Annotated in this window: 10 protein-coding genes; 4 read left to right on the top strand and 6 right to left on the bottom strand. The window is 69.6% G+C overall.

Annotation, left to right across the window (positions count from 1 at the left end; genetic code table 11):
* Window positions 1–2,018 (top strand): helix-turn-helix transcriptional regulator (locus ABT057_RS13235; RefSeq protein ID WP_352342857.1); only part of this gene is annotated, 2,018 nt, incomplete at its 5' end.
* Window positions 2,019–2,036: 18 nt separating this feature from the next.
* Here ABT057_RS13235 and ABT057_RS13230 read toward each other — a convergent pair.
* The 3 genes from ABT057_RS13230 to ABT057_RS13220 all read right to left on the bottom strand — a co-directional run bounded on the left by ABT057_RS13230 (window position 2,037) and on the right by ABT057_RS13220 (window position 7,301).
* The gene (locus tag ABT057_RS13230) at window positions 2,037–2,381 is read right to left on the bottom strand and encodes a hypothetical protein (protein ID WP_352342856.1); all 345 of its coding nucleotides are present in this window, start codon (window positions 2,379–2,381) and stop codon (window positions 2,037–2,039) included.
* Between the two features lie 654 nt (window positions 2,382–3,035).
* Window positions 3,036–4,391 carry an NAD(P)/FAD-dependent oxidoreductase gene (locus ABT057_RS13225; protein ID WP_352342855.1) on the bottom strand — a complete coding sequence of 452 codons (1,356 nt, stop codon included), beginning with the start codon at window positions 4,389–4,391 and terminating at the stop codon, window positions 3,036–3,038.
* Window positions 4,392–4,559: 168 nt separating this feature from the next.
* Complete coding sequence (locus tag ABT057_RS13220) at window positions 4,560–7,301, bottom strand: helix-turn-helix transcriptional regulator (protein WP_352342854.1); 2,742 nt, start codon at window positions 7,299–7,301, stop codon at window positions 4,560–4,562.
* A 401-nt stretch (window positions 7,302–7,702) separates the two neighbouring features.
* On the opposite strand from ABT057_RS13220, the gene ABT057_RS13215 reads away from it, so the two are divergent.
* Window positions 7,703–8,410 (top strand): sigma-70 family RNA polymerase sigma factor, encoded by a 708-nt coding sequence (locus ABT057_RS13215; RefSeq protein ID WP_352342852.1) that lies wholly within the window; start codon window positions 7,703–7,705, stop codon window positions 8,408–8,410.
* A 276-nt stretch (window positions 8,411–8,686) separates the two neighbouring features.
* Here ABT057_RS13215 and ABT057_RS13210 read toward each other — a convergent pair whose 3' ends face one another.
* From ABT057_RS13210 to ABT057_RS13200, 3 genes are all read right to left on the bottom strand, one after another.
* A complete protein-coding gene (locus ABT057_RS13210) occupies window positions 8,687–8,875 on the bottom strand; it encodes a hypothetical protein (RefSeq protein ID WP_352342851.1) in 189 nt (62 codons plus the stop codon).
* A 16-nt stretch (window positions 8,876–8,891) separates the two neighbouring features.
* Complete coding sequence (locus tag ABT057_RS13205; RefSeq protein ID WP_352342850.1) at window positions 8,892–9,440, bottom strand: PQQ-dependent sugar dehydrogenase; 549 nt, start codon at window positions 9,438–9,440, stop codon at window positions 8,892–8,894.
* Between the two features lie 115 nt (window positions 9,441–9,555).
* Window positions 9,556–10,593 (bottom strand): glycoside hydrolase family 5 protein, encoded by a 1,038-nt coding sequence (locus tag ABT057_RS13200; RefSeq protein ID WP_352342849.1) that lies wholly within the window; start codon window positions 10,591–10,593, stop codon window positions 9,556–9,558.
* 317 nt (window positions 10,594–10,910) lie between these two features.
* On the opposite strand from ABT057_RS13200, the gene ABT057_RS13195 reads away from it, so the two are divergent.
* The gene (locus ABT057_RS13195) at window positions 10,911–12,542 is read left to right on the top strand and encodes a glycosyltransferase family 2 protein (RefSeq protein WP_352342848.1); all 1,632 of its coding nucleotides are present in this window, start codon (window positions 10,911–10,913) and stop codon (window positions 12,540–12,542) included.
* A 195-nt stretch (window positions 12,543–12,737) separates the two neighbouring features.
* On the top strand, window positions 12,738–15,968 hold the full coding sequence (gene icmF / locus ABT057_RS13190) for a fused isobutyryl-CoA mutase/GTPase IcmF (RefSeq protein ID WP_352342847.1): 3,231 nt from the start codon (window positions 12,738–12,740) through the stop codon (window positions 15,966–15,968).
* The last annotated feature ends 6 nt before the right edge of the window (window positions 15,969–15,974 follow it).

Here is a 15,974-nt window from a genome sequence, read left to right as displayed (position 1 = left end):
GCCAGCTCGAGCAGGGATTCCTCCGCCGCGTCCGCTCGCTTCCGGCCGAGACACAACGCCTGCTGTTCACCGCGGCCGCCGAGCCGGTCGGCGACATGACGCTGTTGAGACGCGCGGCCGAGCGACTGGGGATCGACGTCGACGCCGCCGCGTCGCACCCCGACGTGGCGGAGCTGATCACACTCGGCACCCGCGTGCGGTTCCGGCACCCACTGGTGCGCTCGGCGGCCTATCGCGCGGCGGGCCCGAACGACCGCCGAAAGGCGCACCAGGCGCTGGCCGACGCGACCGACGCTCGGCTCGATCCCGATCGACGGGCCTGGCACCTGGCCGCAGCGGCCCCAGGACCCGACGAGACGGTGGCCGCCGAGCTGGAGCGCTCCGCGGACCGGGCGCAGGCGCGCGGCGGCATCGCGGCGGCGGCAGCCTTTCTCGATCGAGCCGCCGAGCTGACCCCCGACCCCGTACGCCGGGGAGCCAGAGCGTTGGCAGCGGCACAGGCCAAGTATCAGGCCGGCGCGTTCGACGCCGCGCGAGAACTGGCGGACGCGGCGGAACTGGGTCCCCTCGACGAGCTCGGAGCCGCACAGTCGAAACTGCTGCGCGGTCGGATCATGTCCGCGTCCAAGAGCGCCAGCGCCGGCTTGCCGCTGCTGCTCGAAGCGGCCAGGCGACTCGAGCCGCTTGACGCCCGGCTCGCCCGTGAGACCTACCGGGACGCGATCTACGCGGCTCTCACTGCCGGCCGACTACCGAAGGGAGGGATCCTCGAAGTGGCCAGGGCCGTGCTGAGCGCACCGACGCCCGCTGAACCGGCGCGCGAGGATCTGCTCTTGGGGGGCCTGGCGCGGATGACCACAGAGGGCTACGCCACCGGCGCACCGATGCTGCTCCAGGCGCTGGCCGCGTTCCGCGCCGACGGGGTCTCGCGGGAGGACGGTCTCGGCTGGCTCACGCTCGCCTGCCGTATGGCTCACAGCACGTGGGACTTCGAGACCTGGTCGGTGCTCTCGGCGCGGTTGGTCGACCTGGCACGCGAGACGGGAGCTCTGTCCGTGCTGCCGCCGGCTCTCCTCCTGCGCCTGTCGAATCGGGTCTTCGCCGGCGACCTCGCCGGCGCCGACTCGCTCGTCGTGGAGGCGGCCGCGATCGGCGAGGCGATGGGCAGTACTTTCTTCGCGCACTACGGAGCGCTGGTCGTCGAACCGTGGAAGGGCCGGGAGGCCACGACCCGCCAGGCGATCGAAGCCATCACCCAGGACCTCCTCCTGCAAGGGGAAGGCAAGGTGGTGACCGCCACGCAATGGGCGGCGGCGGTGCTCTACAACGGCCTTGGCCGGTACGAGGAGGCCTACGCGGCCGCCGAGCGCGGCTGCGAGAACCCGGAGGAACTCGGCCTGTTCCTCCAGTCGACGATTGAACTCATCGAGGCGTCGGTACGCCTCGGAAGGCCGGCCGACGCAGCCGCAGCGGTCCGCAGAATCAGCGACATGGCGCAGGCCAGCGGCACCGACTGGGCTCTTGGCACCTCGGCCGGCGCCCGTGCTCTGGTGAGCGACGGGCAGGTCGCCGACGCTTTGTACCGTGAGGCGATCGAGCGGCTCGGCAACACCGAGGTACGGATGGACACCGCCCGCGTCCGACTCCTCTACGGCGAGTGGCTGCGCCGCGAGAGCCGCCGGGTCGACGCCCGTGTCCAACTGGGCACCGCCCATGAAATGCTCAGCCAGATCGGGGCCGAGGCCTTCGCGGAACGGGCTCGACGCGAGCTCCAGGCCACCGGAGCGAAGGTTCGCAAACGCGCCGCCACCGCGGCGCACACGGCTCTCACGCCCCAGGAAGCGCAGATCGCCCGTCTCGTCGGCGAAGGACTCACCAACCCCGAGATCGGCGCCCAGTTGTTCCTCAGCCCTCACACGGTCGAATGGCACCTGCGCAAGGTGTTCTCGAAGCTCGGCATCTCCTCCCGCAAGGAGATCCGCGTCATGCGGCTCGAAGGCGAGGCGACGTCGGGCTGAGGGCTGTCCCGTACCGCGTCAGCCCGACGCTCCCATGATCACAGCGACGCACACCCAGACCATCACCACGGTGATGAGTGCCATCGCGATGAGTGTGCCCCGCAGCCATCGCCCGAAGCGGATGTGGTGTATCCGCTCCACCCCGCTGATGGCGTCGGCGATGTGCTCGGTCACCATGCGGGCGACGTGTCTCTGCTCTTCGAGGTACCACCGCTCGACATGCGATTTCTGCTCCCGGGTCAGCCCCGGCGCCCGTGCGGTGAAATCCGCCACGCGCCGATGTGCCGCTTGCAGATGAGCCTCCCAGTACAGGAACGTCTCGATGTCGGTCAGGCCGCGCGCGGCCTCCTCACTCGCATCCATGGTGTGCTCCAGAGGGAAAACAGGAAGCCCGGTTTGGGGCGATACCGGATCCGGGCGGGTTCGGACGGCCCGATGCACAGCGCATCCCGGCGCGCACTGAGCTGTACGGCGCACCGCCGGCACCACGTCGCCGGCTCACGGCCATTGCCGTGGCGTTCAGACACCTCACCTCATCGGCCATGGCTTCCCTGCCGTACTCGGCCGTCCTCCCGCGGGCACGGGAAAGCGGGCACGGCCGGCACTGCAGCCCGGCTGCACTCCGGCCTGATCCGGGCGGGCGCCACGGGGGTGATCCCGTCTGCTGCGGCGGCATGGGCGATGTCGCCGGCGGACTCGACGAGCCGGGTGGCGCGGGTGATCGAACAGAGTGCTCGAGACTGCGTGGTCGCTGACTCCGGCAGCGGTCTCGACGCCCATGGGTCCACCACCGTCATCGATCGCAACGATCCTCATGTCGAAGCCCTTCCCTCGGGCGGAAGCAGTTCAGGGTGAGCTCGTCGGCCTGCAGGCGCCACTGTTGTTGAAACCGCCGCTCCCGCCACCCGTACCCGGCAGACGCGCCGCTCCCGTTTCTGCCACCGTGTGACACGGTGTCTCCGACCGCCGGGCGTCACCGAGCCGGACGGTCCGCAGCACATGTGCCCGGCCGCGCCCTCACGCGGCCGGGCGGTCGCTCGCCGGACTCCCGCCGGTGCGCTGCGGACCGCCGCTCGCGACGAACGCCTCTCGCGGATGCTGCACCGAGGCGAGGGAAACCAGATCCCGGCCGAACAGGGCGGCGGTCAGCCAGACGGTCAGAACACGGACCTTGCGCTCCCAGGTGGGCACGGCGAGGACGTGATAGCCCCGGTGCATCAGCCAGGCGGGAAGTCCCTTGATGACGATGCTCTTGTACTGGAAGATCCCGCGCCCCAGCCCCAGTGTCGCCACCACCCCCAGGCTGCTGTGACGGTAGTTGCGGACTTTCCCGCCGTGCAGGCTCGCTGCGATGTTCTTGGCGAGACGCTTGCCCTGCCGTACGGCGTGCTGGGCGTTCGGCACCGTCCGCGCACCAGGGGTGGGCGAGGCCAGGTCGGGGACGGCCGCGTCGTCGCCGGCCGCCCACACGTCCGGCACGGGCCGGCTGTCGGTGCCCGCGCGGAGATCTGCCCGGACCACGAGCAGGCCCCGCTCGTCGACCGGGAGGTCAGTGTGGTTGTGCACGACCGGGTTCGAGGCGTTGCCGGCGGCCCAGACGATCAGTTCCGAATCGAACTCCTCGCCGCTGGAGAGCACCACATGCCCGTCCACCGCGGAGAGCAGTTGCGTATTGAGGTGCACGTGCGCGCCCCGGCGTTCCAAGGAGCGCACCACCCACGCACCGGGCCCGTCGCTCACCTCGGGCAGAATCCGGTCCCGGGCCTCGACCAGGTGGAAGGACAGGTCCTGCAGACTCAACTCCGGGTAGGACTTGAGCATCGCGGTCGCCAGCGACAGCAGTTCACCGAAGCCCTCGACGCCGGAGAAACCGCCGCCCACGAACGTGACGGTGAGCAGCTTCCGCCGCTTGGCGCCCGGTGGCAGCGACGCCGCCTGGTCGAACGCGGTCAGCAGCCGGTCGCGGACGGCGACCGCTTCCTCCACGTGCTTCAGGCCGATGGCCTGCTGCGCCAGACCGGGTATCGGAAAGGTACGGGTCACAGCGCCGGCGGTGACGACGAGGATGTCGTAGCGGAGTTCGTAGTCGCTTCCGTCCGCGGGCCGGACAGTGACCGTCCGGTCCGCGTGACGGATTTCCGTCACAGCCCCCGCGATCAGCCTGGTCTTGCGGAGATGACGCCGCAACGAGACAGCGGCGTGGCGTGCCTCGACCGAACCGGCCGTCACCTCCGGCAGGAAGGGCTGGTACGTCATGTACGGGCGCGGGTCGACAACCGTCACCCGCGCCTCTCCCGTCCGCAACGACTTCTCCAGGCCCCACGCGGTGTAGAAGCCCGCATAGCCACCACCAACGATCAAGATGTCACGCATGGTTCCCTCTGTTCCTTGTCCGTCAGCCGTATAGACAGGACAGGGCACCAGGGTGTGACAGCCGCCCTCGATCACCGAGCTGCCGGCGCCGGGAGCTGCTGTGGGACCTGTTCCACGGCAGCTGCATCGGTACAGCCTTGCCCGCTCGGGCCGGCCGGCGCCGACAGCTCATTCCGGGGCGGCGGACGAGTTGACCGCGGGGCCTTCTTCGTGGAGGGCGGCAAGCGCGGCGGCGAGCTTGCCCCGGCTGCTGATGCCCAGGCGTGGATAGATGCGGTACAGGTGGGCTCCGACGGTGCGGTGTGAGATGAACAGCCGCTGGCCGATCTCCCGGTTGCTCAGCCCCTGTGCCGCCAGCTCGGCTATCTGCCTTTCCTGGGCCGACAACTGCTCGCCGGTGTTCGCTTGCCGTCGACCGCTCGACTCGCCGGCGGCACGCAGTTGCTCGCGGGCCATCTCGGCCCAGGGCTGCGCGCCGGCCCGGTCGAACGCGTCGCGGGCCGCGCGCAGCGGGTTGCGGGCGTCCACGTTGCGGCGTTGGCGGCGTAGCCGGCGGCCGTGGTGCAGGTGCAGTCGGGCGTGCGACAGCGTCCAGCCGGCCGGGATCGCGGTGAGCGCCGCGGCGTAACGCTCCTCCGCCGTGTCGTCAGTAGCCAGCACCGCGTCGGTGTACGCCTGCGCGACCACCATCATTTCCGAGGGCAGCCGGAGGGCCAGCTCTGGAAGTTCTGCCAGCAGTTCCCGGGCCTGGTCCACGGTGCCCGCCGCAACCGCGGCGTCCGCGAGGTCCGGCGCGATCAGCCAGCGGCTGACCGAGTGGTAGTGCGGGTCGGCCGGATCGAACGCGCGCGCGAAAAGGTCGAATGCCTCAGTCGTGCGGCCGTCGAGGAGAGCGAGCAGACCCTCGATCTGCTGCACCATCACGGTGACGAACGGCATACCGGGGAACAGGCCGTGGGAGCGCAGTTCGCGAACCGCCCGCGCCGCGGCCTCGGTCTCACCGCGCAGCGTTGCCACCAGGCCGGCGGTCGCTTTGAGTCCCAGCCAGACGATCCGTTCCCCGGTCTCCTCGGCCAGGACGAGGCCCTCGGCGGACTCCTCGCGAGCCCGGTCGAGCTGACCGAGGTACACCCGCGGCCAGGCACCGGCCAGAGAGCGTGCGAGCAGCCCGAGCCTGCCCTGCGACCGCCACGCCGCAGCCGCCAGGGCCAGGTACCGGGTGGCTCGGGCGGTATCGCCGATGACCATCGCGCCGCTGCCGAGGAAATGCAGGATCCGGCCGTCCGCACGGTCGGGCCTGAGGCCGTCGAGCCGCGCGAGCACATCGGCTCCGTCTCGGTACGGCTCGGTGTACGCCCGTACCGTCAGCACATGGGGGGCGTTCGGATCGGGGTTCCATCGATCCAGTTCCGCCGCGGCCTGAGCCCGCACCTGTGCGTCGCCGTCCTGGAAGAAGCATCGTGCGGCGGCACGCCACAGCAGGTTCTCGGCGACGTCCGCGTCTCCCGCGTCGAACGCTCCGGCCGCCGCGGTGACCATGTCGTGGATCCGTCGGTTCGGCTCGTCCGGTTCGAATGCGGCTTTGTCGGACACCACCATGAGGCGGGCCCTCTCGAGTGGGCCGAGCACGTCCATGTCGGCGCGGTCCAACAGCATCTGGGTGTGGATACGGTCGTTGATCTCGCTGGCCAGCTCGGCCGCCCGGACCAGGATGCCGGTCCGGCGGCGCGCGTCGTCGACGAGTTCGGCGGCTTGGCGCAGGGCCGGGACGGCCGCCGTCACCTTCCCCCGGGCCTGCGAGGCGTCGGCGAAACGCTCGAGCCGGGCGGCCAGTTCCTCGTCCGGGCCGATCGTTGCCATCGCCTGGTGGGCGAGTTGGCGATCGGGTGTGTCGTCCATCGCGGCTGCGAGGGCACGGTGGGTGGCGAGTCGATCGGCTACCGCGGCGCGCGTGTAGATCGCCGAGCGCATCAGCGGATGCCCGAACTCGGGGGTACGGCCGACCAGGGTGACCAGGCCCGCGTCGACCGCCTCCTGCAGTGCGTCCACGGAGACCGTCGTGCCGGAGAGGCGGCCGGCGACTTCCAGCAGCCGGTTCAGCGGTGCGGTCGGCTCGGCGGCCAGGGCCAGGAGGAACGTGCGGCACTCCCGGCTCGCCGAGTCGGTGCGTGCGGCGAACGCGGCCTCCAGCCGTTCGGTCAGCGGCAGGTCGTCCATGTGCGCGGACCTGCTCTGCACCGCCTTGGGCAGCTCGACCAGGGCCAGCGGATTACCCGCGGCGCGCTCCAGGACGAGCGCCCGCACCGGCGGCGGCAGGCCGGGGGCGCCCGCGTCGAGCAGGTCGGCGGCGGCCGTCCGGCCGAGTGGTTCCAGACAGAGGTCCGGGTGCGTGCTCGGCCGGTACGAGTCACGGAAGCGGATCCGGGAGGCACCGATGACCAGTATCGACAGGTCACCGGTGCGCCGGGCGACGAACCTGAGTACGTCGCGGCTGGACGAATCGATCCACTGCAGGTCGTCCACAAGCAGCAGGAGCGGCTGTCGGTCGGCTGCGTCGGCGAGCAGTTCCAGTACGGCAAGGCCGACGCGGAATATGTGGGGCTCGATCTCCGTGGTGTCGAACGCGCCGCTCAGTGCCAGCCGGTGTGGGGCCGGCAGGTTCTTGACACCACGGGTGACCGGTTGCAGCAGCAGTTGCAGTGCGGCGAACGGCAGCCACTGCTCGGTCTCCACTCCGGACGTGTACAGCACCCTGAAGCCGCTCTCGGCAGCGTCGGCGGCGACGGTGCGCAGCAGAGCCGTCTTGCCGACGCCGGCATTGCCGTGGACCAGCAGCGCGCTGCCGTGGCCGGCCGCCGCGTCCGCCATCAGCCCGCGCAGGGTATGCAGCTCCTCGTCCCGGCCGATCATCGCGCGAGTGCTGGTTCCGGCCTTTGCAGGCGTCGCGAGGAAGTGGTCCCGGCTTCCGCCCGGGGGTGGCCGTCGGCGCTGCTCCTGGCATCGTCGAGCCGCGCGGCAGGAGAACGCTCGGCCCCGGCCGGACGCTCGGTTGTCAGCACAGCAGGCATCGGGCTCAGCATGTGGAGTTTCCTCCGGCAACGGGTCGATACCGGCCACATGCTACCTGTCGGCCTCGGTCACCCACACGTCGACCGCGACCTCACCATCAGCCGGCAGGCGACGATCGGCCCCGGCCCCGTACCCGCCGCGGATCGCGCGCAGTCGGATGACCGATGTTTCGGCCCGGGACCGAGTGGAGGCTGTTCCCGGCTTGTCCAGGTGGTCGACAAGCCGGGAGAAGAGGAGAAGACATGAACTCCCCACAGACAGCTTCCGCTGAAACGCTGGAAAGCGCGGTGTCGGCCTTTGTCGCGATCCGCCCGCGGCTGTTTCATATCGCGCTCCGCGTACTGGGCAGCACGGCCGAGGCCGAGGACGTCGTCCAGGAGGCGTGGCTGCGATGGCAGAACGCCGACCGTGCCCGGGTGCTGGATCCTCCCGCCTATCTGGCCCGCACCGCCGCTCGGCTGGCCCTCAACGTTGCCCAGTCCACCCATGCACGGCATAGGACCGGGGCCCAGCCGAAGCTCGTCGAAACGGCCGACACCAGCACGGACCCGGTCGCCAGGGCCGAGCGGGCAGAGGCACTGGAACTGGCCCTGCGCCTGCTCCTCGAGAAGCTGAACCCCACGGAACGGGCCGCCTACGTTCTCCGGGTGGCGTTCGACTACCCCTACAGCCAGATCGCCGACAATCTCCGGCTCAGTCAGGTGAATACCCGTCAGATCGTCAGCCGAGCCCACAAGCGCCTTTTCACCGATCGGCCCAGACCGGTGAGCACGGCGGAACACCAGCGACTTCTGGAAGCGTTTGTCGGCGCAGCGCAGTCGGGCGATCTCACCGGCCTGGAAACCCTCCTGGCCGTCGACACCGACCAGGACCGGATCGAGGGTCCTCCGGAGCGTACGACGATCGCGTCTCCGGTCAGCTGCCGCCGGGTGTTCCAGGACTCACACTGACCTGTAACGGGCTTGAGGGTCCGCGATTCAGTGCAGGTTTGTCCATGGATCGGCGGTCCCTGCCTGGTGGAATCCGGGGACAGGCCGCCGCGCTGATGCAACGCCGCTCGGCGCCTCGATGTCCTGGAACATCCGGGCCACTGCGACAACCGCCCCGCGGGGGGCCCGGGTGTTCCAGGACTCGCGTCCGCTCGCACCGGCCCGTCGGCGACGAGGTCCCCGGAGGCCTGAGGGGTGCGGCTCCGGGGACCTCTCGGTGCGAACGCCGGGCCGGGGTCAGCCGAGTTCCACCTGGAGCACTCGGTCCGCGCCCTTTCCCGCCTTGTCGGTGGTGACCCACAGGGCGTTCCTGCCGGGCGCCTTCACGACGTCCCGCAGCCGGCCGAAGCCCTTGGTGTAGTAGGCGACCGGGGTGCCGGAGTCGGTGACCGGGACGCGCCACAGCCGTTCGCCGACGGGTGCCACTGGTGCCTGGGGTCGGTCATGCCGGCCTTGGCACAGTCGCCCTCGCAGGCCGGCCGGCCGTAGTTCTTTCCGGGCTGACGAGGTTCAGCTCGTCATGTGTGTCCTCGCCGATCTCCGTCTCCCACAGACGGCCCCGGTCGTCCCAGGCGAGGCCTTCCGGATTGCGGTGGCCGTAGGAGTGGACGAGGCTGCCGAAGGGGTTGCCCGGCGCCGGCTTCCCCTCCTTGGTCAGGCGCAGGATCTTGCCGTTCAGAGAGTTCCTGTCCTGCGCGGAGTCGGGGTCGTCGGGGTCGCCGGTGGTGGCGTGGAGGTGGCCGTCGGGGCCGAACCTGAGGCGGCCGCCGTTGTGCAGACCTGCCTTGATGCCGGTGACGAGCGGCGTGTAGCCGGTGGGCCTGGAGCCGCCGAAGGTCATCCGGGCGACGAGGAGCGTCTCCCCGCTGCCGGGAGCGGCGATGCGGGGTTCGGCGGCGACCTCGGACCGGGAGCCGGACGGGGTGACCTTGAAGAGCTTGAGGGAGTCCCGTTCATTGATCAGCGCCGAACCGTCCGGCAGCCAGTTCACGCCCCAGGGGATGGTCCACCCCGACGAGACGGTTCTGACGGCGGACGGTGCGCCGGCCCTGGGACCGGGCGGGGCCGCCGGCGCGGCGTTGCCGGTCGCCGCCGCCGGCTGCTCCTCAGCCCCTGACCTTGTTCCTGACCCAGACACCGCCCGGCGAGAGAGCACCGGGGCCGGCGAACTTTCCGGCACTGCAGGCGCCCTTCTTGAAGACCGAGAGATCCTTGTGGTTGTCGGAGAGGGCCCAGTTCGTCCAGCCGATCTTCCTCTTGGCCATGAGGTCGATGTACTTCTGCGCCATGGGGAAGTCGTTGTTCCTGCCGTTCCACGACGCGGCGCCCCATTCGGTGACGAACACGGGGAGCTTGGCCGAGGCGCGGTCCAGAACACGCAGGAACTGCTCCCGCCCCGCCTGGGCGTAGAAGTGGAACGTGTACATGACGTTGGTGGCGCGGACGGGATCGGCCACGACCTCCTTCTCGTCGGACTGCAGCGCGAAGCCCATCGTGGCCCACGCACGGGTCGGGACCAGGATCACGCTGTCGGGATCGCGGCTGCGGATCACCGGGATGACCCTCTCCGCGTAGCGCTTGATGGTCGACCAGGGCACGTGGTGGGGTTCGTTGGCGATCTCGTAGATCACATTGCTCTTGCCCTTGTGGCGTTCGGCGATCGCCTTGAAGAACTTCAGCGCGTTGTCGAGGTCCTCGTGCGGGTCGCCGGGATGGATGGTGTGCCAGTCGACGATGACGTACATCCCGCGGGCGGTCGCCATGTCGACCAGCCGGCTTGCCAGTTCGGTGAACTTCTTCGGGTCCGCGTGGTAGCCGCCCTCACGCGCATACGTCGAGACGCGCAGCACGCTCGCCTTCCAGTCGTAGGCGAGGGCGTCCAGCGCGGCGCCGGTCAGGCACTGCGGATACCACTGGGTGCCGTGCGTGCTCATGCCCCGCAGCTGGACGGGCTTGCCGGCTCTTGAGCAGAGCTGTGTGCCGCAGACATGGAGCTTGCCCCAGGTCTGGATCGGAGTTCTGGCCTTGGGGGCCTTTCCGTCTTCCGCCGCGTGCGCCGGGGCCGCGGGGAGCAGGCCGAGCGCCCCCGCGAGGGCCAGCGAGGTCCAGGCGGCGCGGCGGCTGCGGGACGTGGGTGAGGGCACTTCTGCCTCCAGTTCCTTGGGTGGGTGCCGAAACGCAAATATGACGAAAGGACACGTCATATTTGATGCACCGTCACCGCGATTCGTCCGAGCCGCTGGAAATGTTCACCCGTCTGCAGATCGCGAATCCGTTCACCCCGCGGCCGCCGCCGTTTTCCGTTCTCCGGTGGGCGCCACACCGGCGAATCCTTCCTTCGAGCGAGCCGTGCAGCAATCAGCCCAGCAGAACGGGCTGGTCACACCCGCCGTGGCTAGTGGTTGAGGTGACGCCCCCCTTCAAGGAGCACACCTTGAGCCTTGATTCCTTTGACACCAAAATGGAGACGCACCGACAGCAGGCCGAGCCACAGACAACCCGTCGGTCCGGGGAGGCAACCGCCTCCGTACTCCCCCAGCCCCCGGACGACGACGAGAAGTACTCCTACGCGAGACGCCATCTCTGGGTACTCACGGCGGCCTCGCTCATCAGCATGAGCTGTCTCGCCTTCAGCCAGTTCAAGCTGGTCCAGTCCTCGCCATGGCTGTTCGTCCTGCTGCCGTGCCTGGTCTTCAGCATCCTTTACTACGTCGTCTCCCTGCGGGTGAACGGCTTCACCCCCGACTTCGACCTGAGGGCCCACCGCCGGCTGGTCCGGGAATGGCGTCCCGAGGCCTATCCGACGGTCGCCGTGTTCCTGCCGGTGTGCGGCGAACCCCTCGACGTCCTGGAGAACACCTGGACGCATGTGCGCCGGCTCGTCGACCGATATCCCGGCCGGGCCACCCCGTACGTACTCGACGACTCCGCCTCCGAGGAACTCGCCGCCATGGCCCAGGAGTTCGGCTTCGTCTACGGAAGCCGGCCAAACCGGGGCTGGTTCAAGAAAGCCGGCAACCTGCATTACGGGCTGGGCATCTCCGACGAGGACTACATCCTCATCCTCGATGCGGACTTCGCCCCCCGGGCGGATCTGCTGGAGGAACTGCTGCCGTACATGGAGCACGATCCGGAAACCGGAATCGTCCAGTCACCGCAGTACTTCCGCGTCTCCGACCGGCAGACGTGGATCGAGCGCGGCGCGGGTTCCGTCCAGGAACTGTTCTACCGGGCGATCCAGGTTTCCCGTCAGTCCCACGGCGGCGCCATCTGTGTGGGCAGTTGTGCCGTGTACCGGCGGGCCGCCCTGGAGGCCAACGGCGGTACGACGCTGATCGAGCACTCGGAGGACGTGCACACGGGCTTCGACCTGGGCCGTCTGGGCTGGAAGCTGCGCTATGTGCCGATCCCCCTCGCCACCGGCAACTGTCCCGACAACGTGAGCGCGTTCTACCACCAGCAGTACCGCTGGTGCTCGGGCTCCATGAGCCTGCTGGGCAGCAAGAAGTTCTGGAGTGCGAAGCTCGGACTCACCACCCGGCTCTGCTACTTCTCCGGCTTCCTCTACTACCTCCACACGGCGCTCTTCACCTTCGTGGCCCCCCTGCTCCCGATCGCCCTGCTGGTGGCCATGCCCGAGAAACTCAAGGTCCAGTACATGCTGCTGGTCCTGCCCAGCGTCATCTACACGGTGCTGGTCTTCCCGTGGTGGCACAGATGCCCCTACCGGATCGAGGCGTGGGCCGTACGTCTGCTGTACGGCTGGGCCCATCTGTTCGCCATCTGGGACATCGCGCGCGGCAGACGCCAGGCGTGGCGGCCCACCGGCTCGGCGGCGGCGGGCCGGAACACGAACAGACGCTTCCGACTCGGCGTCTGGGTCTGGAACGGCGCCACGGCACTGCTGTGGGTGGGGGCCGCGTTCTGGCGCATGCTCACCCTGCACGCGCCCGATTTCGCCCTGGTGCTGGCCTCCGGCCTGTTCTACGCGGTGATCGTGGGCCGTGTCCTCGTTCCGCACCGAGCCGCCAAGGAGAAGTCGGTGCCTACCGCGCGGAGGAAGCTCCTGGAGCCCGCGGAGAATCTCGGCTGACCGTGTGAGACACGAGCGGTTCCCCGGAGCCATGATCGCCGCGGCTCCGGGGAACTCCGCCCTGGTGAGGGAGCTGCCATGGCGGTGCCCCGGCAGGAGTGGTTTGCTAGGACGTCCTAGCAAAATTTACTAGGACGTCCTAGTATTAGTGGACCAGCGTCGTCAGTGTTTCCTGTTCTGTCCGGGAAGGCCCCCATGAACCATCTGCACCGGCCCGTGCATCCCGTCCGTCTGGTCACGGCTTCGGCCCTGTTCGACGGACACGACGCGTCGATCAACATCATGCGGCGGATCTTCCAGTCCCAGGGCGCGGAAGTGATCCATCTCGGTCACAACCGGTCGGTGCGGGAGGTCGTGGACGCGGCGCTGGAGGAGGACGCGCACGGCGTGGCCGTCTCGTCCTACCAGGGCGGGCACGTGGAGTACTTCGAGTACCTGGTCGAGTCGCTGCGCGCGCAGGGCGCGGACCATGTGCGCGTGGTGGGCGGCGGGGGCGGGGTGATCGTGCCCGAGGAGATCACCCGGCTGCGCGCCGGCGGGGTGACCATCTTCTCCCCGGAGGACGGGCAGCGGATGGGCCTGGCCGGGATGGTCAACTCGGTGGTGCGCGACTGCGACTTCGATCTGTGGGAGGGCAAACCCGCCGACGTGGCGGCCGTGCTCGCGGGCGACCGGTTCGCGATCGCACGCGCTATCACCGGCGCCGAACTCGGCGGACTGCCGGAGGACTTCCTCGCCCAGTTGCGGGCCGCGGCGGCGGCCCGGGTGATGCCGGTGCTGGGCATCACCGGCACCGGCGGCTCGGGGAAGTCCTCACTGACGGACGAACTGGTGCGCCGCTTCCGCGTCGACCAGCAGGACAAGCTGCGGATCGCGGTGATCGCGGTCGACCCGACCCGCCGCCGGGGCGGCGGCGCGCTGCTCGGCGACCGCATCCGGATGAACTCCCTGGACGGCAACCGGGTGTTCTTCCGCAGCCTCGCCACGCGCGGCAGCCACGAGCTGCCCGAGCACCTGGCGGACGTGATCGACGTGGTGAAGGCCGCCGGGTTCGACCTGGTGATCGTGGAGACGCCGGGCATCGGCCAGGGCGACGCGGCGATCGTGCCGTTCGTCGACACCTCGCTGTACGTGATGACCCCGGAGTTCGGCGCCGCCTCGCAGCTGGAGAAGATCGACATGCTCGACTTCGCCGACGTCGTGGCCATCAACAAGTTCGAACGACGGGGCGCCAAGGACGCGTTGCGGGACGTGGGCCGTCAACTGGTCCGCAACCGTGAGGCGTTCGGGAAGCGCCCGGAGGACATGCCGGTGTACGGCACCTCGGCGGCCACCTTCAACGACGACGGGGTCACCGCGCTCTACCAGCACCTCAAGGCCGGCCTGGCCGAGCAGGGGCTGTCGCTGTCCGACGGCGCACTGGCCCCGGTCGACGTGCGTCACTCCTCCGGCATCCGGCAGGTGGTCCCCGCCGACCGGGTGCGCTATCTCGCCGAGATCACCGACAGCGTGCGCGCCTACCACGCCGAGACCGGCCGACTGGCCGAGTCGGCCCGGCGGGTACAGCGGCTGTCGGAGGTGGTGGCCGAACTGGAGGAGGCCGGCTCGGACGCCGGGAACGTCCGGGCCCTGCTGGAGGACGCCCGCAAGCGGCTGCCGCACGACATCGCGGGACAGGTCGAGAACTGGCCGGCGGTCGTCGCGTCGTACTCCGGCGACGAGCAGGTGGTGAAGGTCCGGGAGAAGGAGATCGTCACCCGGCTGACCCGCGAGAGCCTCTCCGGCAACAAGATCCCCCGTGTCGCCCTGCCCCGCTTCACCGACCACGGGGAGCTGGTGCGGTTCTGGCGGCGTGAGAACCTGCCGGGCCACTTCCCCTTCACCGCCGGGGTGTTCCCCTTCAAGCGCGACGGCGAGGACCCGGCGCGGATGTTCGCCGGCGAGGGCGACCCGTTCCGCACCAACCGGCGCTTCAAGCTGCTCTCCGAGGGCCAGCCCGCCACCCGGCTGTCCACCGCCTTCGACTCGGTCACGCTCTACGGCCGCGATCCGGACGAACGCCCCGACATCTACGGCAAGGTCGGCACCTCCGGCGTCTCGGTGGCCACGCTCGACGACATGAAGGCGCTCTACGACGGCTTCGACCTGGTCGCACCGACGACCTCGGTGTCCATGACGATCAACGGCCCCGCGCCGACCATCCTGGCGTTCTTCCTGAACACCGCGATCGACCAGCGGATCGACGCCTTCCGGGCCGCCGAGGGCCGCGAACCCTCAGCCGAGGAGGAGGAAGGCCTGCGGGCGCACGCGCTGGCGAGCGTCCGCGGCACGGTGCAGGCCGACATCCTCAAGGAGGACCAGGGCCAGAACACCTGCCTGTTCTCCACCGAGTTCAGCCTGCGGATGATGGCCGACATCCAGGAGTGGTTCATCGCCCACAAGGTCCGCAACTTCTACTCGGTGTCCATCTCCGGCTACCACATCGCCGAGGCCGGCGCGAACCCCATCAGCCAGCTCGCCTTCACCCTGGCCAACGGCTTCACCTACGTCGAGGCCTACCTCGCCCGCGGCATGCACATCGACGACTTCGCCCCCAACCTGTCGTTCTTCTTCTCCAACGGCATGGACCCGGAGTACTCGGTCCTGGGCCGGGTGGCGCGCCGTATCTGGGCGGTGGCGATGAGGGAGAAGTACGGCGCGAACGACCGGTCGCAGAAGCTGAAGTACCACGTCCAGACCTCCGGGCGGTCGCTGCACGCCCAGGAGATGGACTTCAACGACATCCGCACCACCCTGCAGGCGCTCATCGCGATCTACGACAACTGCAACAGCCTGCACACCAACGCCTACGACGAGGCCGTCACCACCCCCACCGAGGACTCCGTCCGCCGGGCCGTGGCGATCCAGCTGATCATCAACCGGGAATGGGGCCTGGCGATGAACGAGAACCCCCTGCAGGGGTCGTTCGTCATCGACGAGCTCACCGACCTCGTGGAGGAGGCGGTGCTGCTGGAGTTCGAGCGGATCAGCGAGCGCGGCGGTGTGCTCGGCGCCATGGAGACCGGCTACCAGCGCGGCCGCATCCAGGACGAGTCGATGCTCTACGAGCAGCGCAAGCACGACGGCAGCCTGCCCATCATCGGCGTCAACACCTTCCGCAGGCCCCACGCGGACACCGCCGAGCCCGGCGTCGTCGAGCTCGCCCGCGCGACCGAGCGGGAGAAGCAGTCCCAGCTGGAGCGCGTACGGGACTACCAGGTCTCCCACCGCGACCGGACCCACGCAGCCCTGGCCGCCCTCAAGGAGGCGGCGGTCAGCGGCGGCAATGTGTTCGCCGTCCTCATGGACGCCGCCCGGGTCTGCTCGCTCCAGCAGATCACCGACGCCTTCTTCGAGGTGGGCGGCCAGTACCGCCGTAACGTCTGAGGGGCG

This window comes from Streptomyces sp. NPDC002588, assembly GCF_040295925.1.
In the GTDB taxonomy this organism is placed as follows: Bacteria; Actinomycetota; Actinomycetes; order Streptomycetales; family Streptomycetaceae; genus Streptomyces.
This window is presented reverse-complemented; position numbering and strand designations above follow the sequence as displayed.

Excerpts from the sequence above, each read along its gene's own strand:
- ABT057_RS13230 (WP_352342856.1), bottom strand. The coding sequence starts at position 2,381 with ATGGATGCGAGTGAGGAGGCCGCGCGCGGCCTGACCGACATCGAGACG.
- ABT057_RS13195 (WP_352342848.1), top strand. The coding sequence starts at position 10,911 with ATGGAGACGCACCGACAGCAGGCCGAGCCACAGACAACCCGTCGGTCC.
- icmF (WP_352342847.1), top strand. The coding sequence starts at position 12,738 with ATGAACCATCTGCACCGGCCCGTGCATCCCGTCCGTCTGGTCACGGCT.
- ABT057_RS13225 (WP_352342855.1), bottom strand. The coding sequence starts at position 4,391 with ATGCGTGACATCTTGATCGTTGGTGGTGGCTATGCGGGCTTCTACACC.
- ABT057_RS13220 (WP_352342854.1), bottom strand. The coding sequence starts at position 7,301 with ATGATCGGCCGGGACGAGGAGCTGCATACCCTGCGCGGGCTGATGGCG.
- ABT057_RS13215 (WP_352342852.1), top strand. The coding sequence starts at position 7,703 with ATGAACTCCCCACAGACAGCTTCCGCTGAAACGCTGGAAAGCGCGGTG.